The following is a 26,944-nucleotide window of genomic DNA, read 5'->3' on the forward strand; positions in this document are numbered from 1 at the left end:
GCTGACAACCAGCATGAACGAGGTTGCGAGCGCGCTGAAGGTGACGCGCAAGGCAGTCGAAGAGCTTCGCATCCGGTCTCACCGATGGCTGTCAGGTCGTTGTCCAGCCATCGATATCCGATGCGGGGGGCGGGAGGGAAGGGGGCAGGGGCGAATAGCGAATGGCGAATGGGAAACGGCGAGAACCCTATTCGCTACGCCCTATTCGCTACTCGCCCTTTCATCCCACCTTCGCCAGCGCCGCCTGGGCCTCGCTCTGGATCCGCTTGAGATGCTCGGCGTCGCGAAAACTCTCGGCATAGAGCTTGTTGACGTCCTCGGTGCCGGAGGGACGCGCCGCGAACCAGCCGTAGTCGGTCTCGACCTTGATGCCGCCGAACGACTGGCCGTTGCCCGGCGCCTTCGTATGCACCATGCGGACGGGATCGCCGGCGAGCTCCTTCAGGTTCAGCATTTCCGGCGTCAGCGCCTTCAGCGCCGCCTTTGCCGGCGGGCTCGCCGGCACGTCGATGCGCTCATAGACCGGCGCGCCGAGCTCGGCCGTCAGCTCCTTGTAGAGCTCGCTCGGGTCACGGCCGCGCCTGGCCATGATCTCGGCCGCGAGCAGCCCGAGGATCAGGCCGTCCTTGTCGGTGGTCCACACCGTGCCGTCGCGCTTCAGGAACGAGGCGCCTGCGCTCTCCTCGCCGGCGAAGCCGAAGCTGCCGGAGCCGAGGCCCTCGACGAACCATTTGAAGCCGACGGGGGTTTCGACGAGCTTGCGGCCGAGCTTGCGCGCGACGCGGTCGATCATCGAGCTCGACACGATGGTCTTGCCGATCGCGGCATCGCTTCGCCAACCGGGCCGGTGAGCGAACAGGTAGGAGATCGCCGTCGCCAGATAGTGGTTGGGATTCATCAGCCCGCCCGAGCGGGTGACGATACCATGGCGGTCGGCGTCGGTGTCGTTGGCAAACGCGACGTCGAAGCGCTCGCGCATGCCGATCAGGCTCGCCATCGCGTAGGGCGAGGAGCAGTCCATGCGGATCTTGCCGTCCCAGTCCGCGGTCATGAAGCGGAAGGTGGGATCGACGACGTCGTTGACGATTTCAGCATTGAGGCCGTAGCGCTCGATGATCGGCGCCCAATAGGCTATCGCCGCGCCGCCGAGCGGATCGATGCCGATCTTGATGCCCGCGGACTTGACGGCCTCGAGATCGACGGTGTTGGCGAGGTCGGCGACATAGGGCGTGATGTAGTCGTAGGCGTGCAACGAGCCGCGCTGCTTGGCCTGGCTGTAGCTGATGCGCGATACGCCATCGAGGTCGTTGGCCAGATACACATTGGCCTGCCGCTCGATCTCGGCCGTCGCGTCCGTGTCGGCGGGGCCGCCATGCGGCGGGTTGTATTTGTAGCCGCCATCCTCCGGCGGATTGTGCGACGGCGTGATGACGACGCCGTCGGCGAGATGCGCCGTGCGGCCCTTGTTGTAGGAGATGATGGCGTGCGAGATCACCGGCGTCGGCGTGTAGCCGCCGTCCTTGTCGACCATCACCTCGACGCCATTGGCGCCGAACACTTCGAGCGCGCTGGCAAGCGCCGGCTCGGCCAGAGCGTGGGTGTCGATGCCGACGAAGAGGGGGCCGTCGAGGCCCTGCTGGCGGCGGTAGTCGCAGAGCGCCTGGCTGGTGGCGAGAATGTGGTTCTCGTTGAAGCCGGTCTTCAACGATGAGCCGCGATGGCCCGACGTGCCGAACGCGACGCGCTGGGTCGGTTCGTGCGGGTCGGGCTTCAGCGCATAATAGGCCGTGATCAGCCGCGGAATGTTGGCGAGCGCGGCATTGGCGATCGGCTTGCCGGCTGCGGGGTCTGTCTTGGCCATGGAGCATCCTTCGCAAGTTCGAGAAACATCTGCGGCGGCGCTTCGTTCCGCCGCGGCGGGCGCAGGGAACGCGGGGCGTCGCGACGAACCTGCCGCAACATGGCGGCGCGCGGTGATCCGATCAACGGAATTCGTGCACGCCCCCGCGGCGGCGTGAAGCCTACTTGATATCCGCTGAGGGAATGCCGGGGTCTCGCGGTCGAGGCCGGCCAATGTCGCCGCCTTGTGCGCGCGACATTAACCACGCCGCACTGAGTCCGCGTGCCGGGACCGGCGCTTAAGCCTGAGTTTAACGGATGGCCGTTGAAATAGCAGGCCGGAGCAGAGGCGCGTCTCGTGCGCGGGAGAGTCGTCAGGAGCGGAAAAGTGAGAGCGCTTTGTCTCGGCGCGTTGGCCGTCGTTTCAACCTTGGCCCTGGCCGGCTGCAGCCACCAGGTGACGCCGCAGGTGGCCTCGTCTTGCGTCGATCTGAGCGGAAGGCCCTGCGTGGACGGTCCGGTCGCCGACCAGTCGCCGCAATCATTGGAGCCTGCCGACACGATCCATAAGCCTGCAGCCGCGGTCGCGCGCCGCGCGACTCTGCAGCGCAAGCACGCCCGCGCCGTAAAGCGCCGGGTCAAGTCGCCAATCGTCACCGCCAAGACGATTGAAAAGCCGATTGAAAAGGCGATTGACAAACCGATCGAAAAGCCGCTCGCGGCACCGGCGCGAACGCCGCGGCCCGATCCGGTCGCGCCGGCTGACGGCGCGCCCGCGCCGGTGATCAAGACCCCCTCCGTCACGACGGATATGCCGAATCCGGCCAAGGTCCAGAGCGACGTCATGGTGGCTGCGGTGACGGTGGCGGCCGAGCTGGCCGAGCGGATGACCGCGCTGCGTGTCCCAGAGGGGCCCGCCGACAGTCATCTCGTCGCGGTGCTGCTGGCGCGTCCCACCGTGCGCGGATTGGGTGATCTCAGCGGCAAGGTGATCGCGATCGACGAGCGCTACGCCAAGTCCAACGCGAAGATCACCGCGGCCATGAATGCGGCCGGTGCGACGGAGGTGCTGCTGCTGGAAGGGCAGGCCACCGCGATCACCCGGTTGAACAATGGCGAGGTGAGCGCGGCCGTGGTGGCCCTGGTCTCGCCGGAGGCCGCGGAGGCGTTTCCGAAGGTCGCGGGCTTTCGCCTGTTCTCTGTCGTCCTGAAGCCGTAGCTTCAGGACGCTTTGTCACAGGCCGGCTAGGTCGCGGCGGTGCTGCGCGACGGCCGCGGCAGCGCCGCGCCCTTCACGGCCGCGATGCCCCTGGGAAAGCCGCTGCGGTCGCTATAGAGGCGCTTGCGGCCGCGTCGCGGATCGTGCTGCCTCTTGACGTCCTGGGCGCACATGTAGTCCAGCGCCGTGATGCCTCCGACCATGACCAGCGCCGCCAGCACGCTGCCCGCGCGCGGATTGCTCGGCCTGAGCTCACCGGCCAGCGTCAGCATGTCCAGCCCGTCGCCGGCGACGCGGCTCAGCAGGCCGGCCCGCTTCTCCACCGACAGCGTGAGCACGCCGGCGAACAGCTCGCGCACGCCATAGGCCCGCACCAGTCCCTCGCGGCCCTCCATGCCGAGCGCATGCGTGACGCGGTGCGGCGCCAGCAGCTCCAGCGTGCCGAGCACGATGCTGAACCAGCCGAGCCCGCGGGCCAGACGATCGGCCGGCGTCAGCGAGCTGGGGCCGGTCGAGATGATCTTGGGGTCGCCCTTCGATCTCACGAGATTCGAGAAATGAAACATGCGATGCGATCCCTTATGGCTTCAGCACGACCTTGACGCAGCTGTCCTGCTTGTCGCGGAAGGCGCGGTACATCTCAGGTCCCTGCGCGAGCGGCACGGTGTGGGTGATGACGAAGGACGGGTCGATCTGGCCGTCCTCGATGCGCTGCACGAGGTCGTCCGTCCAGCGGTTGACGTGGGTCTGGCCGGTGCGGATCGTCAGGCCCTTGTTCATCAGCGCGCCCATTGGCACCATGTCGGACAGCCCGCTGTAGACGCCGGGGATCGAGACGATGCCGCCGGGACGGCAGACATAGATGATCTCGCGCAGCACGTGCGGCCGGTCGTTCTCGAGCATGAACATCTGCTTGGCGCGATCAATCACGCTGTCGGGCTGCGCAAGGGTGACGTGGCTCTCGAAGCCGACGCAATCGATGCACTTCTCAGGGCCCTTGTTGTCGGTCAGCTCGTTCAGCCGCCCGACCACGCTCTCCTTGTCGAAATTGATGGGGATGGCGCCGCCGGCCTCGGCCATCGCCAGCCGCTCCGGAATGCGGTCGATCGCAATCACCTGGGAGGCGCCGAGCAGGATGGCGCTGCGGATCGCCATCTGTCCCACCGGGCCGCAGCCCCACACAGCGACCGTATCGTCCGGCTCGATGTCGCATTGCGCGGCCGCCTGCCATCCGGTCGGGAAGATGTCGCTGAGAAACAGCGCCTGCTCGTCCGTCATGGCGTCGGGAACCTTGATGTGCGTGGCGTCGGCGAACGGCACGCGCAGGTATTCGGCCTGGCCTCCCGGATAGCCGCCGGTGAGATGCGTGTAGCCGAACAGGCCCGCGGTGGTGTGTCCGAACACCTTCTCGGCAAGATGTTTGTTGCGGTTGGTGGTCTCACAAACCGAGAAATTGCCGCGCCGGCACTGCTCGCATTCGCCGCAGATGATGGTGAAGGGCACGACGATGCGGTCGCCCTTCTTGAGCTTGCCGTTGACGCCGGAACCGACCTCGACGACCTCGCCCATGGTCTCGTGGCCCATGATATCGCCGGGCATCATCGCCGGGATGTAGTTGTGGAACAGATGCAGGTCGGAGCCGCAGATCGCGCAGCTCGTCACCTTGATGATGGCATCCCTGTCATGCTCGATCTCGGGATCGCTGACGGTGTCGCAGCGAATGTCCTCTTTGCCATGCCAAACCAGCGCCTTCATACGGTCCTCCGGACAGAATGTTGCGGAGGCAAGTCGAAGGGCGCGGCGATGGTTGCTATCGAGCGCGGAATTTTCCGGAGTGGCGCGGCGTCCCGCGCTCGATGGCCGGCTCAGGCCTTCCGGGCGGCCTTCTTCGGCGCGGGCCTCGCAGGATCCCTCCTGGCAGCCTTGCCAGCCTGTTTGCCGCCTTGCGGCTTGGCCGCCGCACCGTCGGCCTTCTTCTCCGGCTGCTTGGTCTCCGGCTTCCTGGGCAGCTCCGCGGCGGCGGCCTGGCGCATCGCGCGGGCGTAGCTGTCGGCGACGTTGTCGGCGGAGATCAGGAGCCGTCGGGCGGCGGCATTGGCCTGCTCGACCGCCTCGCGGGCGAGCAGCTTGAAGCGCTCCTTGGCGTCCTTGTCCTTGGCCTTGACGGCCATGCCGTTGAAGCGGTCCTTGCGCTTCTTCGCCGCTGCCAGAATGGCCTTGTTCTGCTGCTTGGCCAGTTGCCGGATCACGGCATCAAGATCGGCATCCGCCATCGTCGTCCCCAACTCCCCCAGAGAATCAGCGCGCCCCGGCGCTGCAAACCGCGCGGACTATGCAATCGGTGCCGCCGCTTTGCAATCGGGGTACCAGAGGAGGGGTGCCGCGCCGATCAGGGGCGGCGGGCCGATGAGATCCGTCCGGCATTCGATGCCGGGGACGGCAAAAAAAGCGTCCGCATGGCGGTCATGTCGCTCCGAGTGGTGCAACGGCACCGCAGGAAGGCCGCTTACGACAATCGGAAACGCAACGTAACCAATTCTCGGCAATTCCATCAATTCCAATGCAACGCTTGATCCGCAACATTCCCGGCAACATCACCGTGTTCGTTGGAGTGTGGCCGTGCTGGCCGGAAATAGATACCTCAGGCTGCTGTCGCGGTTCCGTCGCGACCAGAGCGGCAACATCGCGATCATCTTCGCGCTTGCTTTGCTCCCGATCCTCGCCTTCGTCGGCTCGGCGATCGACTATTCGATGGCCGTGCGCGCCAAGGCGAAGCTGTCGGCTTCGATGGACGCCGCGATGCTGGCCGCGACCGGCTACACCGCCATGCGCGGCGCCGCGTCGGACGCCAAGACGGCGGCGACCAACATGTTCAACGGCCAGATGTCGGCGCACAATCTGGCGGCGGACTCGCTGAACATCGATATCAGCGATAGCGTCAGCGCGCGGACCGTGACCGGCAGCGCCACGGTGGTGGTCAAGACGGCCTTCATGCACATGTTCGGCTACCCGACCATGACGGTCTCGGCCTCGTCGTCGGCTTCGGCCTCGTTCCCGACCTACATGGACTTTTACGTTCTGCTCGACAACTCGCCGTCGCAGGGTCTCGGCGCGACCACGGCCGACATGACGACGCTGCAGAATGCGACGTCCGACAAGTGCGCCTTCGCCTGCCACGACACCTATACGTCCAGCTCGAAGAAGACGCTGCAGACCAACAGCTATTATTCCATCGCCAAGAAGAAGGGCGTGACGATGCGCATCGACGTCGTCCGGAGCGCGACGCAGTCGCTCACGGACACGGCGACCGCCAGCCAGGTCGTCAGCAACCAGTACCGCATGGCGGTCTACAGCCTGGGCAGCGACTGCGGCTCGCTCGGCCTCACGACCATCGCCAGCCTGTCCTCGAGCATGTCCTCGGTGAAATCGTCGGTCGGTTCGCTCGACCTGATGACGATCCCCTACAGCGGCTACAACAACGACATGTGCAGCGATTTCGACGGCGCGATGTCCGCGATGAACGGCGTCATCCCGACCCAGGGCGATGGCTCGTCGACCAGCCCGCAGAAATGGCTGTTCTTCGTCTCCGACGGCGTCGCCGACTATTCCTATCCGACCACCTGCAGCAAGACAGTTCTCTCGGGCGGCCGCTGTCAGGAGCCGCTGAACACGACGACCTGCGATGCGTTGAAGGCTCGTGGCATCAAGATCGCCGTGCTCTACACCACCTATCTCGCGATCACCAACAACAGCTGGTACACGACCTATATCGCGCCATGGCGGGATTCGATCAGCGGCATCATGAAATCGTGCGCCAGCCCGGGCTACTACTACGAGGTCGATTCGAGTGGCAGCATCGGCGCAGCGCTTACCGCGCTGTTCCAGCAGGCGATCGCATCGGCGCATCTGACCAAATAGGGCAGGTCGTCCAGGCCCTCATGCGGGAAGTGCGACGAGCTGCTCCAGCGTCGCGCCATCCCTGAGCACGGCCAGGATCTCACGGCGCGACAGGAAGCGGATCGCCTGCGTGAACGAGCCGGCCCCCGCGATCCGCGCTTTGGCCGTGGCGAGGTCGACGTCGATGTCGCCCGGCTCGCGACGCCGAGGCGGCGGCAGGGACGCAACGTGCTGGCGGCAGAGACCGGCGTTCTGGCGCAGTTCGACCAGCGCCGCCCGGCGATCCGGCCGCAGATTCTCCGCGAGCTGCTTGGCGCGGAACAGCACCGGCGGCTGAGCGCGATCCTCGGGCGTCGTGAACAGGCGCGCGCCGGTGCTGCGGCCGCCCGTGAGCAGACCGATCGGAATCGACAGCACGAGGCCGGCGATGACCGGCGACATCCAGGCCAGCAGGGGGACGGAGACGGCATAGGCGCTCGCCGCCATGACCAGGCCGCATACCGTCGGCAGCGCGAATTTGCGAAGGATCTCCTGCCGGCTCACACCGCCGTCGCTGCGGCGCTGCACCTGCCAGCCGGCGTCACGCCCCATCAGGATTTCGATCACGGCGATCGACTGGAAGATCATCATCGAAGGCGCGATCAGGGCCGCGAGCAGCGTTTCCGCCAGCACGGCGACGCAGAGGCGCAACCCGCCGCCAAAGCCTCGGCGTCGCGTCGGCGTGAACAACGTGACGAGGCAGGCGAGCAGCTTCGGCACCATGAGCAGGCCGAGCGTCGCCGCGAAGACCTGGGCGGCGAGCACCGGGTCCTGGGCCGGCCAGGTCGGAAACAGCGCAAAGCCCTTGGGGAAATATTCGGGCCTGACGAAGTTGGCCTGCAGCGAGATGAGGATGCCGAGCACGAGAAAGGCAAACCACAACGGCGCGGTGACATAGGCGCCGATGCCGATCAGCAGATGCAGCCGCGACACCCAGTGCAGGCCGCGCGCCGGCAGCACGGCGAGATGCTGCAGATTGCCCTGGCACCAGCGCCGGTCGCGCGCGGCATGATCGATCAGGGACGGCGGCACCTCCTCGAAGCTGCCGTCGAGATCGACCGTCATGTAGATTCCCCAGCCGGCGCGGCGCATCAGGGCGGCCTCGATGAAATCGTGGCTCAGGATATGTCCGCCGAACGGCTTGCGCCCGGGGAGCTCGGGCAGCGCCGCGTCTTGCGCGAAGGCCGCGACCCGGATGATCGCATTGTGGCCCCAGTAATTACCTTCCGCGCCATACCACCACGCATTGCCGGCCGCGATCATCGGGCCGTACAGCCGGCTCGCGAACTGCTGCAGCCGCGCGAACAGGCTGGTGCCGTTGACGATCACGGGCAGGGTCTGGATCAGCGCCGCCTGCGGCGCGTTCTCCATGGCATGGGCCAGCCGGACCACGGTCGCGCCGCTCATCAGGCTGTCGGCATCGAGAATGATCATATGGTCGTAGGCCGCGCCGAAGCGCTGCACCCAGTCGGCGATGTTGCCGGACTTGCGGGCGACATTGTCGGCCCGGTGGCGGTAGAACACCCGATCTGTGCCGCAGGATTGGCGCAGATCGACGAACGCAGCCTCTTCGCCGATCCAGATGTCGGGATCGGTGGTGTCGCTGAGCAGAAACCAGTCGAAGCGCTCGGCCTGTCCCGTCCCGGCGACCGATTCGATCATGGCGCGCAGCCGCACCATCACCGCGTCCGGATCCTCATTGTAGGTCGGCAGCAGCATGGCCGTGCGGCCGGACAAAGAGGGCAGGGGACCGTCGATGTCGATCGCGATCGTATCGCGCCGCCGCCCCAGCAGGGCGCAGAAGCCGGCCAGCGCGCAAACGAAGGCAAAGGCGATCCACGCGAGCAGGATCGAGAACAGCACGAGTACCATGCCTTCCAGCACGGTCACGCCACCGACCTCGACGACCTCGTACATCTTGTAGCAGCCCGCCAGCGTCAGAGCCGCGGTGCCGGCGAAGATGAGAGCGCGCCGGAACGCGATGCGGCCGCCGCTCGTGATGGCACGTCGGCCGGGCGCGGCATGATTGAGTGGCGACGGCGCCATCGCGAGCGGCGCCTCGGCCGGGAGAAAGCTCGCGTCGCTAGCCTCATAGGTCGGACGCGGCTGCGTTGCGGTCATGGCGTCCATCGATAGACCCAGGTTTCGGATACGGGCTTGTCGTTGGCAACCAGTTCGGCCCTGAGCTCGACCGGCGCATCGCCGACCGCGCATTGGAAGCTGAGCCGCCAACCTTGCGTCTCCGGGTTCGGCTGCGCGACGATGTTCGTCACCTCGGATTTCGCCGCGCTGACCACGCCCTTGATGATGTTCGGATCGAGGCTCTTCAAGGCGTCGCCTTGGAGCTCGAGAACGAACAGCCGGCCTTCGCCGCGGGTGGCCACGCCAGTGCGCGTGAAGCGCGCCAGCGTATTCGGCTTCGGCACGTCGGGCCCCCAATGCAGGCGATAGGTCATGTTGTGCTCGCCCTTGGCCGCGAGCGGCGTCTTCGGCCGCCAGAAGGCGGCGATGTTGTCGTGGATTTCCTGGTTGGTGGGAATCTCAAACAGCACCACGGCGCCGTCACCCCAGTCGCCGATCGGCTCGATCCACAGGCTCGGCCGCCGTTCGAAATGCGATTCGAGATCCTGATAGGCGGTGTATGTCCGTTCCCGCTGCATCAGGCCGAAGCCGCGCGGATTGAGGTCGTTGAACACGCTGACCTGCAGGTCGCGCGGATTGCTGAGGGGGCGCCACAACTGCTCGCCCTTGCCGTTGAACATCGCAAGCCCGTCGGAATCGTGCACGGCGGGGCGGAAATCGTCGACGTCGTTGCGGTCGTTGGGTCCGAAGAAGAACATGCTGGTCATCGGCGCCAGTCCGGCGTGAGCGATCTCGACGCGCGGATACAGCGATGCCTCGACGTCGAATACGGTGGTCTCGCCAGGGCGGATCGTGAACCGGTAGGAGCCCGTCGCGCTCTTGCTGTCGAGCAGCGCATGCACCACCATCGCCGTGGCACCCGGCGTCGGCTTCTCCAGCCAGAACGCCTTGAAGACGGGAAACTCCTCGCCCTTGGCCTCGCCGGTGTCGATCGAGAGCCCGCGCGCCGACAGTCCGTAAATCTCGCCCTTGGCGACGGCGCGAAAATAGCTCGCGCCGAGAAACACGCAGACCTCGTCGTAGTAGTCCGGCCGGTTCATCGGCGCGTGGACGCGGAAGCCGGCAAAGCCGAGATCGGCCGCCGGGAAGGCCGGGACTTGCTGACCGAATGCAAAGTCCTCGGGTCGGTAGGCCACGGGGCTGGCTTTGCCGTCCGCAACCTCATAGATCTCGACCCGGTCCTTGTAGATCGAGCCGCGATGGAAGAACTGCGCCTGGAACGGCAGGTTCTCACTGCGCCACAGCGCATGGTCCGGCAAGAACCGAATCGAGCGGTAGGCGTCGTAGTTCAGCTTCGCCAGCGCGTCCGGCAGCTTGTCATCCGGCGCAGCGTAGGGCTTGGCGGCGAGATTGCGCGCGAGGTCGCGCACATAGGCCGCATTGAACGGCTGCGCCGCAGGCGGCGCGGCTGATGCGCTCCGCGTCAAGGATGCGGCGACCGGGATCGCAGCCGCAGATTGAATGAACTGACGGCGATTCAACTTATTCTCGCTTTGCTGCATGGAACTGCGGAGCAACATTTCTGAAGGCGTCGGGTTCCATCGGGAAGCGCCGACATTTCAGCCCGCACAATCGATCGTCGTGTCCGAACGGCACATGAACGACGATCATGACGCCGCTAACCGGTCGTTGCTCGCATGGCTCCATATTGGCAAATGCGAGGGGGCGGGGGAGGCTTCAACGTCGGACGAGTCCGATCCGACCTGGTCGACGGTCGGTCGGCAAGGCGTCAGCCGATCTGGAACGCAACCATACGCGCAAGCCCGTCACTTCCGGACACTCCGCCGTCCCTTCAGGTGCGATGAGCCAGTCTCCCAAGCCGCTGCTCCCTTCGATCCTGTCGCAGCGATAGCCGGGATGGTTGCTAAGGCCACGGCCGATCAACACGTCGACCTTCCCTTCGACCAACTCTTGCAAGCCGGCCGGCTGCAAGACCCGCAATCCGATGTCGGGATGTGTGCCGCGGAAATGCTCCAGCGCGAGGCGACGCAAATCGAAGCCGTCGTGGACGCCCAGTTGCAGCAGCACCGCGCATCGGGGTTTGAGCTGCGAGGTCGCATCTGCGATGCGGCGAAAGCCGTCGGAGATCCCGACCAGATAGGACTGTCCCTCCGCCGTCAGGACGAGTTGCTTGTGCAGCCGCTCGAACAGACGCACCCCGACGCGCAGTTCGAGGGCCTTCACGTGCTGCCCGATAGCGGCGGGCGTCACATGCAGCTCATGCGCAGCCAGCTTGAAGCTGAGATGTCGGGCCGCAGCTTCGAAGGCGCGGAGCGCGTTCAGGGGAGGGAGGCTGTAGGTCATCGTCAGGCACTCTGGCACGGCAGGCCCGAAGGCCTGCAATAGTTTTTCTTTCGCTGAGCCGCAGAAACTCTGCTTTGAGGCGCGCGGATGGTCGCGGGTAGGGTTGCTTGCTCAACGTGCTGGCCGGACAGCCCGGCAATGAAGGAGGTTCGATGTCCGATATCCATCTGTTCTACCAGACGCACATCGGCGCCATGCAGGACGCCATGCGCCAGCGCCTCGACCTTGCCGGGCCCTTCCTGAGCAAGCGGGCTGAGCTGTCTGACATCGATGCAATCAGGGCCGACGTCATGAAGGAGTTCGACGTCGTGCTCCACCAGCTTCCATATGTCGGAGGCGCCGCAAGCCGCATGACCGCGTTTTTCATGCAGCTCATCGGCTTCATGGCCATGAGCCGTGTGCTCCGGCGACACGGCTTGCCATCCGCCGTGATCGGCGACATCGAACGAGAGGTCCACAAGGCGCAGCTGCTCACGGAGCCCGAAGCGCAGCGTCTCGAAGCGGGCCGTCGATTCATGTCGCCCGAGAACCGGAGCTTCTTGCGTCAACAGGCGGCGTTGAGTACGTCGGAAAGCCATCGGCGCGAATTTCCTGACGACTTCGTCTACGATGTCGTCGAGCCCGGCCCGAATGACACCTTCGAATTCGGCATCGACTACAAGGCTTGCGGCTTCTGCAAATTCGCCGCTCGTCATGGTGACAAGGACATCCTGCCGAACATCTGCGGGCTGGACGTCGACGCCTATGCGACGCGCGGCGTCCGGCTCGAGCGGACGCAGACGCTGGCCGGTGGCGCAAGCCACTGCAACTTCCGCTTCTCGCGGCTGGCCTCGGATTAGGTCGGTTCATTCTTTGGCAACGCGAGGTCCTTCCAACGAAAGCTCTCTTAGCGATTGCAGTTCGTAGGGTGGGCAAAGGTGCGCATGCGGCGCTGCCTGCATCGGGCGCTGCTCTCTGCGCGCCCCGGAATGACGGAGGAGAGAGCCGTGGTCTCAAAGCTCCCTTGCATTGCTGAACGCGAACGAGCTGACGCGCCGCGTCGTCTCATCCAGGATCAGCGTGCGCGTGATCGGCGGCTCGGCGCGCTGGGCGCAGTTTTCGCGTTCGCAGAGCCGGCAGTTGACGCCGATCGGAGTACCCTCGGCTTTCTCCAGATCCATGCCGACGGCGTAGACGAGGCGCGACGCATGCCTGATCTCGCAGCCGAGCCCGATCGCGAAGCGTGGCTGTGGCAGCGGATGCGGCGCGACCGGGCGGCGGACCATCTGGGCGATCGAGAAATAGCGCGAACCGTCGGGCAGCTCGATGATCTGCTTCAGGAGGCGGTCCGGCGTGTCGAAGGTCGAATGCACGTTCCACAGCGGGCAGGTGCCGCCGAACTTGGAGAACGGGAAGGTGCCCGACGAGAAGCGCTTGGAGACGTTGCCGGCATTGTCGACGCGCAGCATGAAGAACGGGATGCCGCGGGCGTTCGGGCGCGACAGGGTCGTGAGGCGGTGGCAGACCTGTTCGAAGCCGGTGCTGAATCGCTGCGCCAGCACGTTGATGTCGTAGTTGAGCGCTTCGGCCGCGGCGAGGAACGGGGCGTAGGGCATCATCACGGCGGCGGCGAAGTAGCTCGCGAGCGTCATGCGGTAGAGCCGGCGCGCGGTGTCGTCGATAGCACCGGCGCGGCCGATGATGAGCTCGAACTGCGGCAGGCATTCGGCCATGCCGAGCTGCACGGCGAGCTGGAAGGTGCGTCCGGGCCCGTCGACCAGTTCGGAGATCAGGAGCTGGCGGCGATGGCGGTCGTAACGGCGCAAGGTCTCGCGCATGACGTCGACCGGCATGACCCGCGTCTGCACCGAATGCTTTTCGCGCAGACGGGCGGCGAGCGCCGCATAGAGCCCTTCGGCCGGCACGTCGAGCGCGTCGCGCAGGCTTTCGGCCTGCTGCTCGAGCTCGGCGAAATAGTTGCGGTTGGCTTCGATCAGGTCGCGCACCCGCTCGATCGGGTTGGCCTCGAAACGGGCGCCCTCGTTGCGGTCGGCCATCTGCGCCGCCACCAGCGTCTCGCCGCGGCGCGCCTCGGTGTAGGCCGCGTACAGCCGCTGCAGCGCGTGGGTGACGCCGGGGCAGAGCTCGGCGAGATCGCGCAGCTCCTGCTTGGGCAGCTCGATCTGGCGGAAAAGCGGATCGGAGAAGATCTCGTTGAGCTCGGCGAAGAAGCGGTCCTCGTCGGCGCTGGCGAGGTCGCGCAGGTCGAGGTCGTAGGTTTCGGCCAGCCGCAGCAGGATCTGGGCAGAGACCGGGCGCTGGTTGCGCTCGATCAGGTTGACATAGCTCGGCGAGATGCCGAGGCCCTCGGCGAGCTGGGTCTGCGACAGCCCCAATTGCTGGCGGATGCGCCGGAAGCGCGGGCCGACGAACAGCTTCTTTCCGGATTCGCCGGGCATCTTGATCTCCTTGGGGGTAGCCAGCCCTGGATTGTGACAAATTTTACAAAATGACATTTATGACAAGTGATGATGTTACATGACATCACCATTCGAAAACAAGGGCTCTATACGAAACAGCCGGATTCGCGTTTATCTCCTGTCACGCAATTCGCAATGCACTGTCAAAGTTGTGACGGTTCAAGGAGAGTCTCATGAGCAGCAATTTCTGGGTGATCGGCGGCGAGTTCGGCTCGATGAATTTCCACAAGCTGGTGGAAGGCTCGGCCCAGGTGAAGGGTCCGTTCAAGTCGCGCAAGGAAGCCGAGGACTGCTGGCGCGAGGTGTCCGAGGAGAACCGCCACAAGGCTGGCGTCCGCTTCTCGATCGTCGAGGAGCCGCAGCGCGCTCCGGCGGCCTGACCGCCGATAAGGAATGCATTGCCGGGTATTTGAATAAGCTCGAGGAAGAGCCCAAGGACGGGGCGGTCTCAGCCGGGTCATTCCGGAGGGGGCCGCCCACGTCCGTTTGTGGTTACGACGGCGTGCTTATAACCCATTGAAGATGAAAGGGGATTGCAGAATACTGGGTTACTGCTAGGTTAACACGGTGGGAACCTGGCGAAACCAGGGCCGAACCGTGAAAGCGTGAGCGATGTCCGAGGCCGCCGATAGCAGCACAGACTCTCGCCCCGTGCGCCTGCGCGAAGCGCTGCGCCAGGCCCGGATCGAGGCCGCAGACCGAACAGGCGTGGTGGTCGACCTGCGCGACGCCGAGGTGGCTCGGCTGGAGATCCTCAACGATGCGCTCGACCCGCTGTTCGCGGAGATCCCGAGTCAGCTCGATCTGTTCGATCGCGGCATCAGCCAGGGTGAGACGCCGCGGCTGTGGATCGACGTCGTCGCCCATGTCGTGATGGGACGCGACAAGCGGCAGTACCGCTTTGTGCAGGACACCCGCAACGGCCGCATCGTGCTCGCCGAGTCGCACGACATCGCTGCGATCGTGAAAGCCGTCACCGACTACGTCGCCCGCCGCATGGTCGAGCGCGAGCGCGCCTTCAGCGTCGCGCGGGCTCAGGCGAGGACGATCGCCGAGGCGCCGCGCCGGCGCGGTGGGATCTGGCCGTTCGTGCTCGGCTTCGTGCTCGGCGCGCTGTCGCTGTTCGGGGTCGCATTCTATGCGAGCCTGCAGCAGATCTGACGGCCTGGCCGCGACTCAAAGCAGGCGGACCTCGCGGATCTCGCGCACGCGCAGCGCCTCGTTGACCGCGCGCACGGTCATGTCGCAGCGCCAGTGATTGCCGTCGCTGCTGATGGCAAACATGTTGTAGGCCGCGGCCGGATAGTGGCCATGCGCGATCGAGGAGGCCGAGGGCACGCCGACGACCGGGATCTTGCGCTCCGGGCCGTCGATCCAGAGCGTCGAATGCACGTGGTCGTGGCCGTGCAGGATCAGCTCGACGCCGTGGCGCGCGAGCAGCGCGATCAGCTTCTTCGCGTCGGTCAGCCGCTTCATCCGGTGGGTCGAGCGCAGCGGATGATGCACCAGCAGCACGCGGAACAGCTGCTCGTGCGCCAGCGATTCGAGCATCTGCTCCAGCGCAGCGAGCTGTGCGCTGCCGAGCCGTCCCGTCGCCATGAACGGCGCCGAAGGCACGGCAGAGGACAGGCTGATCAGCGCGAGCGGCCCGCGTCGGCGCAGCGACGGAAACGTGGCCGGTCCCTCGGCATCGCCGCCGAAATAGTCGGCAAAGCTCTCGGCGAAGCGCAGCCGGGTCGAGCGCACATAGGCGTCGTGATTGCCGGGAATCGCGGTGACCCTGTCCGGCGGCCCCACCGTCCGGAGCCAGGCCTGGGCGATGGGGAATTCGGATTCCAGCGCGAAATTGACCAGATCGCCGGTGACGGCGATCTGGTCCGGCATCTGCGTGTGCAGGTCGGAGATCAGCAGATCGAGGATGTCGCGGCGATGGTACTTGTAGCGATTGCGCGTCCAGTTGAGATAGCCGAGCGCGCGCTTGCCGGCGAGCTCCGACAGGCGCGGCTTGTGCTGTGGCGCGAGATGCGGGTCGGACAGATGGGCGAGCGTGAAGGCAGCCATTATGCCCCTCGGTGCCGATGGCGGATGCAAGCGCGCCCAGATGTCATCTCGTGCTATCCCTCGTGGTGCCCGGCTCTCATGACAAGCCCTGCCAGCGAGCGCAAGAACAACCAGGACGACGACAGCGATGACGACATATCTGAGCCGGCTGCGGATCCGGCTCGAGCCCGCGCTCCGGCGCGGCTTCCACCTCTATTGGCGCTTCGCCCGCGGCATGACGCTCGGCGTCCGCGGCGTGGTTCTGGATGCCGAGAACCGCGTGTTCCTGGTCCGGCACGGCTATGTCTCGGGTTGGCACCTGCCGGGCGGCGGCGTCGAGGTCGGCGAGACGTTCATCGAGGCGCTGACGCGGGAGCTGTTCGAGGAGGGCCGGATCGCGCTGGAAGGCGAGCCAGAGCTGCACGGCATCTTCCTCAACGGTCACGTCTCGCCGCGCGACCACGTCGCCGTCTTCGTTATCAAAAGGTTCACGCAGGACCGGCCGCCGGAGCCGAACCTCGAGATCGTGGAGACCGGCTTCTTCGCCCGCGACGCGCTGCCGGAGGGAACCACGCTCGGCACGCTGTCCCGCCTGCGCGAGGTGCTAGACGGCGTTAAGATCATTCCCACCTGGCGGCCGGAACAGCACGTTGCCGCCGGATCATTATGAATTTCTGCACCGAATGAGGGCAGTCTCCCGTCCCGTGGGAGAGGGGTCGATGATATCACCTTCGATGCGGATCGCCGTGCTGGTGCCCTGCTACAATGAGGAGGCCGCGGTCGCCACCGTGGTCCGCGATTTCAAGCAGGCGCTGCCGACGGCCACCGTCTACGTCTATGACAACAATTCCAAGGACCGCACCATCGAGGTCGCGCGCGCGGCCGGCGCCGAGGTGCGCTCTGAGCGGCGGCAGGGCAAGGGTCACGTCGTCCGGCGCATGTTCGCCGATGTCGATGCTGACATCTACGTGCTGGTCGATGGTGACGCGACCTATGACGCGCCGAGCGCGCCCGGCATGGTTGCGCGTCTCGTGAGCGAGCGGCTCGACATGGTGGTGGGTCTGCGCGTCGACCAGGAGCAGGCCGCCTACCGCATGGGCCATCGCACCGGCAACTGGATGCTGACGAGCTTCCTCGCCGAGGTGTTCGGCCAGGCCTTCAAGGACATCCTGTCCGGCTACCGCGTATTCTCGCGCCGTTTCGTCAAATCCTTCCCGGTGCTCTCCGACGGCTTCGAGATCGAGACCGAGCTGACCGTGCATGCGCTGGAGCTGGCGCTGCCGGTCGCCGAGCTCGCGACGCCATACTACGCGCGGCCCGAAGGGTCCGTCTCCAAGCTCAACACCTGGCGCGACGGCTTCCGCATCCTCGGCACGATCCTGAAGCTCTATCGTTCGGAAAAGCCGCTGCGCTTCTTCAGCGCGATCGGCATCTTCCTCGCGCTGGTCTCGATCGGCTTCGCGATTCCCATCTTCGTCACCTATATCGAGACTGGACTGGTGCCGAGGCTGCCGACCGCCGTGTTGTCGATGGGCCTGATGATCATGGCGTTGCTTTCGGCCTCGTCGGGCCTGGTGCTCGACACCGTCACCCGCGGCCGCCGCGAGATGAAGCTGCTGGCCTACCTGTCACACGCCCCGATCGAGGGCTGATGCAGGCGGAAGCTTGTGTCCGTCCGCCGTTCCGGTCATGGTTCGGGCGTCAATGTCCTGAACGAGAACACCGCCTCCATGCCCATCCTCAACAGCATCGCCGCGCTCGCCGACGACATGGCCGCCTGGCGCCATGATTTCCATGAACATCCGGAGTTGATGTACGAGGTGCACCGCACCGCCGGCATCGTCGCCGAGCGCTTGCGCGAATTCGGTTGTGACGAGGTGGTGACGGGCATCGGGCGCACCGGCGTGGTCGGTGTCATCCGCGGCCGTCGGACCAGTTCAGGTCGCACCATCGGCCTGCGCGCCGACATGGACGCGCTGCCGATCGAGGAAGCCTCGGGCGTGCCCTATGCGTCGAAGACGCCGGGCCTGATGCATGCCTGCGGCCATGACGGCCATACCGCGATGCTGCTGGGTGCCGCCAAGCATCTCGCCGACACGCGCAATTTCGACGGCACCGCGATCGTGATCTTCCAGCCCGCCGAGGAGGGCGGCGCCGGCGGCAAGGCGATGGTCGACGATGGATTGATGACCCGCTGGGGCATCCAGGAGGTCTACGGTCTGCACAATGCGCCGGGCGTGCCCGAAGGCGTGTTCGCGCTGCGGCCGGGTCCGATGCTGGCATCATCGGACCAGCTCGAGATCACCGTCCGCGGCAAGGGCGGTCATGCCGGCGCCGGCGTTCACAAGGCGGTCGACAGCGTGCTGATCGCCGCGCACATCATCACGGCGCTGCAGTCGATCGTGTCGCGCAACGTCGATCCGATCAAGTCGGCGGTCATCTCGATCTGCGTCGTCGAGGCCGGCAAGGCGATGAACGTCATTCCGGAGACCGTCGAATTGAAGGGCACCGTGCGCACGCTCGATCCCGAGGTGCAGGACCTGGTGGAGCGCCGCATTGCCGAGGTCGCCGACGGCATCGCCCGCACCTATGGCGGTGAGGCGACGACGAAATACACGCGGCTCTACCCGATCACGATGAACCATGCGCGCGAGACCGGCGTCGCCGCTGACGTCGCTCGCGACGTTGTCGGCGCGGAGCGGGTGGTCGACAATGCGCCGCCGCTGATGGGGGCCGAGGATTTCGCCTTCATGCTGCAGGCCCGTCCCGGCGCCTTCGTCTTCCTCGGCATGGGCGACGGCAAGGATTGCCACCACCCGGCCTATCGCTTCAACGACAACATTCTCGGCCACGGCGCGTCCTATTGGGTGCGGCTGGTCGAGAAGACGATGCCGGCCGATTGATGCCGGCGGCGTGGCGCTAGCTGCGAGCGGTCGCCTGCAATGACCGTTGGCGCCACTGCCGCGGGCTGCAGCCGCTCCAGCGCGAGAACGCACGGGAGAATGCGGACGCCTCGGAATAGCCGAGCAGGAAGGCGACGTCGCCGAGCGGCAGATGCGCTTGGCGCAGATAGTGGCGGGCGAGGTCGAGCCGCGTCACCTCGACGAGGTCGGAGAAGGTGGCGCCGAACTCGGCAAGCCGGCGCTGCAACGTCCACGACGTGGTCGACAGCGCCTCGGCGACCTCCTCGAGATGAAGCGCGCCGGCCGACAACCGCCGCCGGATTTCGCCACGGACCAGATCGAGGAACGCGGGCGTGCCGCAGGAGCCGGCGACACCGGCAAGATCTGTCGTCAGCCGCTGCAGGCGAGACAGATTGGCCTGGGGCATGGCGCGGTCCAGGCCGCGGTCGCGAAACACCAGCGCATTCGTGCCTTGTGACCAGCCGACGTCGGCATCGAAGGCTGCCTCATGATCGCGCCAGGCAGCCGGCCGGGCATGTTCGAACAGCACCATGTCGGGCGCCCAGCCCGATGGCAGGCAGGCGCGGAAGACGTTCGCGAACATGCCCATGGTCAATTCGGCGTCCTGCCGGCGATCGACGATCGAGCCGTCGAGAATGCGATATTCCAGCCGGAGCAAACCGTCATGGCGCGTGAGACGGGTTTCGGTCGCCTGCTGATGCCAGGGAAACCACAGCGCAAGATGCTCGATCGCAGAGCCCAGCGTCGGCGCCGCGAGTGCGATCTCGCCGATCAGGCCGAGCATCTGCGGCTGGTAGCGCTGGCCGAACCACAGTCCGAAATTGTCGTTACCGGTCTCCTGCGCGGCATCTTCCATCATCGCGACGTAGTCGGCGAGGTCGAGCGCGCGGCGGGTCTGGCCGAGGCATTCGGCATCGATGCCCACCCGTTCGAACACCGCCTCGGGGCGGCCTCCCGTCAGGGCGATGAAATCGGCGACACCGGTCGCAGCAGCGGCCAGAATGTTCCGGCTGCGGTCGCGCGGATGCTGGTGTTCGGCTGCGGGAGGCTGTGCCATGAAATCCTCGCCTTTGAGGACGTACGCCGTCGGTTGACACCTCGTAGTTATGCAAGTCACGTGCCTGCCGAAGCGGGCTATCGATAGAGCCCCCCGCGCAGGGACGCGGAGGGCTTGCCTTGATCCTGGATCTCGCGAGTCCTCGCGGATCAGTCGGCCATGGCGCGGGCCTCGGTCAAGGCGATGTCGAGCAGGTTGTCACTCGCCGCGTTGCCGCGCTTGCCGGCCGTCAGACGATAGAGCAGCAGACCGACGGCGAACAGCACCACGAAGGCCGCGAACACCTGCAGGTTGAACCAAATCATCGTGAGCAGCGAGAGCGTCGCACACACCAGCGCCACGGCCGGAAGCACGGGATAGAGCGGCGCCTTGAACGGCCTGATGAGGTTGGGCTCGGTGGCGCGCAGGCGGAACAGCGCGGCCATGCTCATGATGTACATCACGAGCGCGCCGAACACGCTCATGGTGACGATGTTCGCCGTCAGCGTCTGCCCGGCGAACTGGATGAGCTCGTCGGAGTAGATCGCGGCGATCCCGATCACGCCGCCGGCCAAGATCGCCCAATGCGGCGTGCGGCAGGTCGGGTGCAGCGCGGCGAGCTTGGCCGGCAGGAAGCCGGCGCGCGACAGCGCGAAGATCTGCCGCGAGTAGCCCATGATGATGCCGTGGAACGAGGCGATCAGTCCGAACAGGCCGATCCACACCAGCATGTGCAGCCAGCCGGAGTTTTCGCCGACCACGATCTTCATCGCCTGCGGCAGCGGATCGTTGATGTTGGCGAGCTTCGACCAGTCGCCGACGCCGCCGGCCATGATCATGGTGCCGAAGGCGAGCACGACGAGCGTCAGAATCCCGGCGATGTAGGCGAGCGGAATCGTCTTGGTCGGATTCTTGGTCTCCTCCGCGGCCATGGCCGCACCTTCGATCGCCAGGAAGAACCAGATTGCGAACGGGATCGCCGCGACGATGCCGCCGATGCTCGTCAGCGAGAACGAATTCTCACCGGCCCAGCCGTTGGCGGCGAAGTTGGCGAAGGAGAAACCGGGCGACACGACGCCCATGAACACCAGGAGTTCGGCAATCGCCAGGACCGTGACGAACAGCTCGAACGTCGCGGCGATCGATACGCCGGCGATGTTGAGGGCCATGAACACCAGATAGGCGCCGAGCGCGGCGGTCTTGGGCGACAGCGCCGGAAACTGGACGTTGAGATAGGCGCCGATGGCGAGCGCGATGGCAGGCGGAGCGAACACGAACTCGATCAGCGTCGCGAAGCCGGCGACGAAGCCGCCGAGCGGGCCGAAGGCACGGTAGGAATAGGCGAAAGGACCTCCGGCATGCGGGATCGCGGTGGTGAGCTCGGTGAAGGAGAAGATGAAGGTCGTATACATCACCGCGATGAAGATCGTGGTGACGAGGAAGCCGAGCGTGCCGGCCTTGTCCCAGCCATAGCTCCAGCCGAAATATTCGCCGGAGATCACCAGCCCGACCGCGATGCCCCACAGATGGAGTCCGGTCAGGCTCTTCGAAAGGGTCGGTTTGGCCTCGTCACTCATGTCCAGTCGCTCCTGTCTGCTTGTGATGGGTGATTTGGGATGACGATGTGGTCGTCTCGATCGCGGCATCCGGCGCCGCCTCCTTGAGGCCGATGCCGGTGACGCCGATCCGCAGCGCCTCGCGCACCAGCCAGGCCAGCTTGTCGGCGGCGCGCTCGGCCGAGAGCCCGTGGTCGTGAATGTTGGAAATGCAGTTGCGGGCGCTGTCGCGCAGGCCCGGGGCCGGGTGCAGCGTCAGATACACTCCGAGGGAGTCTGCGGCCGACAGACCCGGACGCTCGCCGATCAGGACCGCCACCAGCCGTGCGCGCATCGCGGCGCCGACATCGTCACCCAGCGCCACGCGCGCCTGCGAAGCCAGCACGATCGGGCCGATGGACAGGCCCGTCAGACGCGCCTCGGTGGCGATCACGACAGCGGCGGCATGGCTTTCGACGGCATCCGCCGACAGCCCGTCGGCAATGATGAAGACGAGATCGTACGGACCGGATGTCAGCCTGGCGGCTTCCTTCGCGGCGAGGCGGCGCCCGAGGTCGGGCCGGCGCAGATAGCTGGCGCGGTCCGGTGCTGCACTCGCGACCTTGATCACCTCCCGCGGCGCGAGCGCGTCGGCGATGCCGTCGAAATTGACCTTGCCCCATACGGCATCGCGCGCGAGCGCATGTGCCATCTGGAATTCCAGCTTCGCGGCCGTCGGAAGCCCATCGCCGGAGCGGCCGAGTGCGACGCGGGCGCGCGTCATCCGGCGCAGCAGGTCGAACGGATCGTCCCTCATGCCCGCGCTCCCTGGCCGATCAGCCGGACTACGGAAGGCGCGCTGCCCGGCAATGGCGGCACGCGGCCGCTTTGGTCGAGCAGGCCCATCCGCGCCAGCCAGGCCTCGAACTCCGGCGCCGGACGGCGGCCGAGCAGATGCCGCAGCCGCATCACGTCGTGATGCGACAGGCTCTGATAGTTGAGCATGATGTCGTCGGCGCCCGGCACGGCGATCAGGAAGTTGACGTTGGCCGCCGCGAGCAGCAGCGCCAGATCGTCCATGTCGTCCTGATCGGCCTCGGCGTGGTTGGTGTAGCAGACATCGCAGCCCATGGGCACGCCGAGCAGCTTGGCGCAGAAATGATCCTCCAGCCCGGCGCGGATGATCTCCTTCGCGTCGTAGAGATATTCGGGACCGATGAAGCCGACCACGGTGTTGACCAGCAGCGGTGAAAACACGCGCGCGACGGCATAGGCGCGGGCCTCGACGGTCTGCTGATCGAGGCCGTGATGGGCGTCGGCCGACAGCGCCGCGCCCTGGCCGGTCTCGAAATACATCACGTTGTTGCCGACCGTGCCGCGCTTCAGCGACAAGGCTGCGTCCTGCGCCTCGGCGAGCAGCTTCAGGGTCACGCCGAAGCCGCCATTGGCAGCCTCGGTGCCGGCGATCGACTGGAAGACGAGATCGAGCGGCGCGCCTTTCTCGATCGCCCGGATCGAGGTCGTGACGTGGCTCAGCACGCAGGACTGCGTCGGCACCTCGAATTTGAGCCTGAGATCATCGAGCATCGTGAGCAGGCGGATGCAGGCCTCGACATTGTCGGTCGCGGGATTGATGCCGATCACCGCATCGCCCATGCCGAACAGCAAGCCATCGAGCGTGCCTGCGGCGATCGCCTGGGGATCGTCGGTCGGATCATTCGGCTGCAGCCGCGACGACAGCCGCCCCTCCAGGCCGATGGTGGAGCGGAAGCGGGTCACGACCCGGCATTTGGCGGCGACGGCGACGAGATCGCCATTGCCGCAGAGCTTGGAGACCGCGGCCACCATCTCCGGCGTCAGGCCCGGCGCGAGGGCGGCCAGCCGGTTGGCATCCGCCTCCCAGGACATCAGCCATTCGCGCAATTCTCCGACGGTCAGCGACGCGACGGGCGCGAATGCGGCGGCATCGTGGCTGTCGAGGATGAGGCGCGTGACCTCGTCGCTCTCGTAGGGAATCAGCGGCTCGTCGAGGAAACGCCGCAGCGGCACGTCGGCGAGCGCCATCCGCGCCGCCACCCGCCGCGCGGCGCTGTCGGCTGCTATGCCAGCCAGCTCATCGCCAGAGCGGCGCGGCGAGGCGCAGGCCAGCAGCGTCTTGAGATCGTCGAACACATGAGTTTCGCCGCGATGGCGCGACCGGAACGCACCCGTCATCTTCGACCTGCCGCTCGTGCTGCGTCAGAGCGGTCCAAGCGGCCGCGATGGCGACCACAACGCTCATGAGCTGGGGCAGGTTAAGCGAGGGCGGCTCCGGAAACTTGACATCTTAGCACAATCTTCGGTCACGCCGCGCGAATGCTCAGAAAACTGGCATCGGTGACCCTCGGGGGCGGGCGAATGCTGTCAACACGTGGACGGCCCGCCATGGACCGCGCCGCTCCAGAATGCTATCTCGCCACCCCACATGAGTGACCTGTCCATTACGATCTCCGCCGAAAAGCCGGGCGACGCGCAGGCGATCGAGCGGCTGCATGAGCGCACCTTCGGCCCCGGCCGCTTCGTGCTGAGCGCCTACCGCTTGCGCGAGCATGTCGATCATCTGCTCGCGCTGTCGTTCACCGCCCATATCGGCACTTTGCTGGTCGGCTCGGTGCGGCAACTGCCGATCTGCGTCGGCGACACCAAGGCGCTGATGCTCGGGCCGCTGACGGTCGAGCCGCCGTTCCGCAAGCACGGCATCGGCCGCATGCTGATGGAGCGCTCGGTCGTGGACGCGCGGGCGCAGGGCCACCGCTTGATACTGCTGGTGGGTGACGCGGCCTACTACGCGCGCGTCGGCTTCAAGCCGGTGCCGAAGGGCAGGGCGATCATGCCGGGACCGGTGGATTACAACCGGCTGCTGGTGAACGAACTGATCGAGGGCGCGTTCGAGGGCGTCGAGGGTGCGATCCGGCCCGATTGGGATTACGCGAAGTAATCTCGGTCTCTCCGTCATTGCGAGCGAAGCGAAGCAATCCAGAGTTCCGCCCACGTCTCTGGATTGCTTCGTCGCTTCGCTCCTCGCAATGACGAAGGAGGGGGCGCAGATTGGTCGCGTTCTGCGCCCTCCTCGAATCAGAATTTGAGGTTGGCAAAGATCCGCACGCCGATGCCGGGCAGCAGCACCTCGTCCTTGGTGTAGGACACGGAATTACGGATCTTCTCGTTGAGCAGATTGTTGCCGACGAGGCCGACCAGCATCTCGCGCGCGCCGAACATGTTCGCATCGAGTTTGGTCCGGTAGCTGACCTCCGCCTTGAGCAGGTTGTAGCCCGGCGTCGGAGTCTCCGCGATCGGCGCGATGTCGTTCTGCGCGAAGGCGTGCAGCAGGTTGATGCGGGTCAGCCAGTTGGCATCGCGCCAGAACAGGCCGCCGCCGACGCGCATCGGCGGAATCCGCGGCACGTTGGTGCCGTCCGCGAAGGTGGCGCGGGCGACGTCGAACTGGTTCTCGATGCCCCAGATGCCGCTGCCGAGCGGAGCAACATCGAATTGGCTCTGGAACTCGAAGCCGCGGAACAGCGCGTTGCGCTGCGAGTAGACCGCCTGATTCAGCTCGGTGCCGGTGGTGCCGCAGGAGGCAAAATCGTCGCCGCACATCACGCCGGTCAGCCGGCGATAGATGAAGTTGCTGAACTGCGTGTAGTAGGCCGTGGCTTCGAAGCGGAACGGGCCGGTGGCCTTGCGCAGCCCGGCCTCGACGGTCTTGGCGGTTTCGATGGTCAGGTTCGGATTGCCGATGTCGAAGGTTGCGGTCGCATCATGGCCGCCGCGCGAGAACAGCTCGGCTGGCTTCGGCGCGCGCTCGACATATTGCGCGGTCACGCTCGCCACCAGATCGCCCGGCAGGTTCTGCAACAGGCCGACGCTCGCGCTCTTCGGCGTGTATGACGGATTTCGGGCGATGTTGGCCTGCGGCGTGCCGTCCGGCAGATAGTCGACCGGGAAGTTCGGCGTGGAGCCGTTCAGCGCGATGTGCTCGATCCGGCCGGCGACCTGCGCCTTGGTCGAGGGCGAGAAGGCGAACTCGTTGAAGACATAGCCGGCGACGCGGTTGTTGGTGTTGGGGCCGAACAGGCCGTTGAACACCGAGCCGGGATTGTCGGGGCTCGGCGCATTCAGCTCCTGGTGCCCGGCCTGCACGCCATAGGCGGTCGTCAGGGTGGCGAAGCGCAGATTGACGGGCATCATCTGCATCTCGACGCGCGCTTCCTGCTCGCGATTGGTGAAGGTCTGGCGCACGCCATCGGTGGTCGGGTCGGTGACGGCTGCAAGGCCGAGCTCATTGTGCCGATAGTCTGTCGCGCCGGCCCAGAACCGGATCGCGTCGATTGCCGCGGAGTCCGGGCGATACTCGCCCTTCGCGGTGATCTTGGTCTGGTGCGCATCGATCCGGGTCCGGCTGTCGGCGCCGCCAATGCCGGGGATGTGGTAGAGCGCATCGGTCTGCGTGATCGCGGCGCCGACGAAGCCGCCTGAGAAGAAGTAGCTGCCGCCGATCGAGGCGCCATCGTTCTGCGCGGCGGAGTTCGGTTGTCGGCCGTTCACCGGGCGGGTCTGGTCGAACAGATAGGGATAGCCGGGAATGGAGTAGTCGCCGGTCTTGCGGCCGTAGGCATCGGCATGAAGCGCGAAATTGCCGCCGCCGGCATCGAGCAGCACGCCGCCCTCGACGCCGCGGTCGACCGAGCTGAACGAGCTGCGCGTTTCCGCGGTAACGCAGGGCGCGCTGCCCGCGGCCGGAGCGCTCGCCGGCAGGCCATAGGTCTGGAACGGCGCGGTCGAACAGGTCGGCAGGGCCTGCGGAATGCGGTTGTTGGTGGCGCTGACGACGCCGCCGATCGAGGTCGAGCCGTAGCGTAGCGCCGCGGGGCCGCGGACCACCTCGATCTGGTCGCTGGTGAGCGGATCGATCGGCACGAAATGGTCCTCGCCGAGATCCGAGGCGCCGCCGCCGCCGAGCCCGTTCTCGACGATGCCGACGCGGTTGACGTCGAGGCCGCGAATGATCGGCCGGCTCGATGCGCCCGGCGCGAAGCTCGATCCGGTGATGCCGGGTTTCGAATTGAGAAGGTCGCCGAGCGTGGCGGCGCCGGAGCGGCGCAGTTCCTCGTTCGGCACCACGGTGACGGTCGCGAACTGGTCGGTGACGACAGGCAGCACGCCCTGTTGCGGCGGGGGCGGCGCGGTCTGTGCCTCGCGCGCGGGCGCCGGCGTGTGTGGGCCGCTCCGGGCCACGCGCGGGGCGGGATTGGGCCGCGGCACCACCGGCTTGCGGGCACGGATCGGGCTCGGTGCGGTCACTGTGACCTCGGGCAGTTCGGCCGCCGGCTTCGCAGGATCGTCAGCGCGCGCGGGCGCACCCAAAGCGCACAACATGGCTGCGGCGCTGCAGCCCGACATCAAGGCTCTCGACAACATCTTTCACTTCCTGATCCTGATCAGGCGTCCCACGTCTTTCGTTGCCGGCG

Annotated in this window: 23 protein-coding genes; 9 read left to right on the forward strand and 14 right to left on the reverse strand. The window is 66.2% G+C overall.

Annotated elements, in window-relative coordinates:
- Positions 1-220: 220 nt before the first annotated feature.
- Positions 221-1,861 carry a phosphoglucomutase (alpha-D-glucose-1,6-bisphosphate-dependent) gene (gene pgm, locus ACQR03_RS11970; RefSeq protein WP_434841242.1) on the reverse strand — a complete coding sequence of 547 codons (1,641 nt, stop codon included), beginning with the start codon at positions 1,859-1,861 and terminating at the stop codon, positions 221-223.
- Between the two features lie 366 nt (positions 1,862-2,227).
- Here pgm and ACQR03_RS11975 point away from each other — a divergent pair, with 366 nt between their 5' ends.
- A complete protein-coding gene (locus tag ACQR03_RS11975) occupies positions 2,228-3,058 on the forward strand; it encodes a hypothetical protein (protein WP_434841241.1) in 831 nt (276 codons plus the stop codon).
- 26 nt (positions 3,059-3,084) lie between these two features.
- On the opposite strand, the gene ACQR03_RS11980 is transcribed toward ACQR03_RS11975, so the two are convergent.
- From ACQR03_RS11980 to ACQR03_RS11990, 3 genes are all read right to left on the reverse strand, one after another.
- Entirely contained in the window at positions 3,085-3,624 is a 540-nt protein-coding gene (locus tag ACQR03_RS11980) for a hypothetical protein (RefSeq protein ID WP_315717323.1), read from the reverse strand.
- 13 nt (positions 3,625-3,637) lie between these two features.
- Positions 3,638-4,813: a zinc-dependent alcohol dehydrogenase gene (locus ACQR03_RS11985; RefSeq protein WP_434841240.1), complete on the reverse strand. Its 1,176-nt coding sequence runs from the start codon at positions 4,811-4,813 to the stop codon at positions 3,638-3,640.
- Between the two features lie 110 nt (positions 4,814-4,923).
- The gene (locus ACQR03_RS11990; protein ID WP_315717321.1) at positions 4,924-5,331 is read right to left on the reverse strand and encodes a hypothetical protein; all 408 of its coding nucleotides are present in this window, start codon (positions 5,329-5,331) and stop codon (positions 4,924-4,926) included.
- 346 nt (positions 5,332-5,677) lie between these two features.
- Here ACQR03_RS11990 and ACQR03_RS11995 point away from each other — a divergent pair, with 346 nt between their 5' ends.
- Positions 5,678-6,976: a TadE/TadG family type IV pilus assembly protein gene (locus ACQR03_RS11995; RefSeq protein WP_434841239.1), complete on the forward strand. Its 1,299-nt coding sequence runs from the start codon at positions 5,678-5,680 to the stop codon at positions 6,974-6,976.
- Between the two features lie 18 nt (positions 6,977-6,994).
- On the opposite strand, the gene mdoH is transcribed toward ACQR03_RS11995, so the two are convergent.
- The 3 genes from mdoH to ACQR03_RS12010 all read right to left on the reverse strand — a co-directional run bounded on the left by mdoH (position 6,995) and on the right by ACQR03_RS12010 (position 11,440).
- Positions 6,995-9,124 carry a glucans biosynthesis glucosyltransferase MdoH gene (gene mdoH, locus ACQR03_RS12000; protein ID WP_434841238.1) on the reverse strand — a complete coding sequence of 710 codons (2,130 nt, stop codon included), beginning with the start codon at positions 9,122-9,124 and terminating at the stop codon, positions 6,995-6,997.
- A complete protein-coding gene (locus ACQR03_RS12005; protein ID WP_434841237.1) occupies positions 9,112-10,617 on the reverse strand; it encodes a glucan biosynthesis protein G in 1,506 nt (501 codons plus the stop codon). Before ACQR03_RS12005 ends, mdoH begins: the two co-directional genes overlap by 13 nt.
- Positions 10,618-10,813: 196 nt before the next feature.
- Complete coding sequence (locus ACQR03_RS12010) at positions 10,814-11,440, reverse strand: LysR family transcriptional regulator (RefSeq protein WP_434841236.1); 627 nt, start codon at positions 11,438-11,440, stop codon at positions 10,814-10,816.
- 152 nt (positions 11,441-11,592) lie between these two features.
- Between ACQR03_RS12010 and ACQR03_RS12015 the strand changes: the two genes are divergently transcribed.
- Positions 11,593-12,279: an L-2-amino-thiazoline-4-carboxylic acid hydrolase gene (locus ACQR03_RS12015; protein ID WP_434841235.1), complete on the forward strand. Its 687-nt coding sequence runs from the start codon at positions 11,593-11,595 to the stop codon at positions 12,277-12,279.
- A gap of 153 nt (positions 12,280-12,432) precedes the next feature.
- On the opposite strand, the gene ACQR03_RS12020 is transcribed toward ACQR03_RS12015, so the two are convergent.
- Complete coding sequence (locus tag ACQR03_RS12020) at positions 12,433-13,878, reverse strand: helix-turn-helix domain-containing protein (RefSeq protein ID WP_434841234.1); 1,446 nt, start codon at positions 13,876-13,878, stop codon at positions 12,433-12,435.
- Positions 13,879-14,072: 194 nt separating this feature from the next.
- Here ACQR03_RS12020 and ACQR03_RS12025 point away from each other — a divergent pair, with 194 nt between their 5' ends.
- A complete protein-coding gene (locus ACQR03_RS12025) occupies positions 14,073-14,279 on the forward strand; it encodes a DUF4170 domain-containing protein (RefSeq protein ID WP_315717315.1) in 207 nt (68 codons plus the stop codon).
- A gap of 232 nt (positions 14,280-14,511) precedes the next feature.
- Complete coding sequence (locus ACQR03_RS12030; RefSeq protein ID WP_315717314.1) at positions 14,512-15,060, forward strand: hypothetical protein; 549 nt, start codon at positions 14,512-14,514, stop codon at positions 15,058-15,060.
- 15 nt (positions 15,061-15,075) lie between these two features.
- On the opposite strand, the gene ACQR03_RS12035 is transcribed toward ACQR03_RS12030, so the two are convergent.
- Positions 15,076-15,960 carry a metallophosphoesterase family protein gene (locus ACQR03_RS12035; protein ID WP_316171615.1) on the reverse strand — a complete coding sequence of 295 codons (885 nt, stop codon included), beginning with the start codon at positions 15,958-15,960 and terminating at the stop codon, positions 15,076-15,078.
- A 127-nt stretch (positions 15,961-16,087) separates the two neighbouring features.
- Here ACQR03_RS12035 and ACQR03_RS12040 point away from each other — a divergent pair, with 127 nt between their 5' ends.
- The 3 genes from ACQR03_RS12040 to ACQR03_RS12050 all read left to right on the forward strand — a co-directional run bounded on the left by ACQR03_RS12040 (position 16,088) and on the right by ACQR03_RS12050 (position 18,842).
- Entirely contained in the window at positions 16,088-16,609 is a 522-nt protein-coding gene (locus tag ACQR03_RS12040; protein WP_315717312.1) for an NUDIX domain-containing protein, read from the forward strand.
- Positions 16,610-16,658: 49 nt separating this feature from the next.
- Entirely contained in the window at positions 16,659-17,591 is a 933-nt protein-coding gene (locus tag ACQR03_RS12045; protein ID WP_315717311.1) for a glycosyltransferase family 2 protein, read from the forward strand.
- 78 nt (positions 17,592-17,669) lie between these two features.
- A complete protein-coding gene (locus ACQR03_RS12050; protein WP_315717310.1) occupies positions 17,670-18,842 on the forward strand; it encodes a M20 aminoacylase family protein in 1,173 nt (390 codons plus the stop codon).
- A 16-nt stretch (positions 18,843-18,858) separates the two neighbouring features.
- Here ACQR03_RS12050 and qhpR read toward each other — a convergent pair whose 3' ends face one another.
- From qhpR to ACQR03_RS12070, 4 genes are all read right to left on the reverse strand, one after another.
- Positions 18,859-19,920, reverse strand: a complete 1,062-nt coding sequence (gene qhpR / locus ACQR03_RS12055; RefSeq protein ID WP_315717308.1) for an AraC-like transcriptional regulator QhpR — start codon at positions 19,918-19,920, stop codon at positions 18,859-18,861.
- Positions 19,921-20,069: 149 nt separating this feature from the next.
- Entirely contained in the window at positions 20,070-21,476 is a 1,407-nt protein-coding gene (gene eat / locus ACQR03_RS12060; protein WP_315717307.1) for an ethanolamine permease, read from the reverse strand.
- Complete coding sequence (gene eutC / locus ACQR03_RS12065; protein ID WP_316172765.1) at positions 21,469-22,251, reverse strand: ethanolamine ammonia-lyase subunit EutC; 783 nt, start codon at positions 22,249-22,251, stop codon at positions 21,469-21,471. The genes eat and eutC overlap by 8 nt, the downstream gene beginning before the upstream one ends.
- Entirely contained in the window at positions 22,248-23,648 is a 1,401-nt protein-coding gene (locus ACQR03_RS12070) for an ethanolamine ammonia-lyase subunit EutB (protein WP_316172766.1), read from the reverse strand. Before ACQR03_RS12070 ends, eutC begins: the two co-directional genes overlap by 4 nt.
- Positions 23,649-23,898: 250 nt before the next feature.
- Between ACQR03_RS12070 and ACQR03_RS12075 the strand changes: the two genes are divergently transcribed.
- Entirely contained in the window at positions 23,899-24,411 is a 513-nt protein-coding gene (locus tag ACQR03_RS12075; protein ID WP_315717304.1) for a GNAT family N-acetyltransferase, read from the forward strand.
- 137 nt (positions 24,412-24,548) lie between these two features.
- On the opposite strand, the gene ACQR03_RS12080 is transcribed toward ACQR03_RS12075, so the two are convergent.
- Positions 24,549-26,876 (reverse strand): TonB-dependent receptor domain-containing protein, encoded by a 2,328-nt coding sequence (locus tag ACQR03_RS12080; protein ID WP_434841390.1) that lies wholly within the window; start codon positions 26,874-26,876, stop codon positions 24,549-24,551.
- Positions 26,877-26,944: the final 68 nt, after the last annotated feature.

Origin of the sequence: Bradyrhizobium sp. HKCCYLS3070, from assembly GCF_051167575.1 — a bacterium.
Lineage (GTDB): Bacteria > Pseudomonadota > Alphaproteobacteria > Rhizobiales > Xanthobacteraceae > Bradyrhizobium.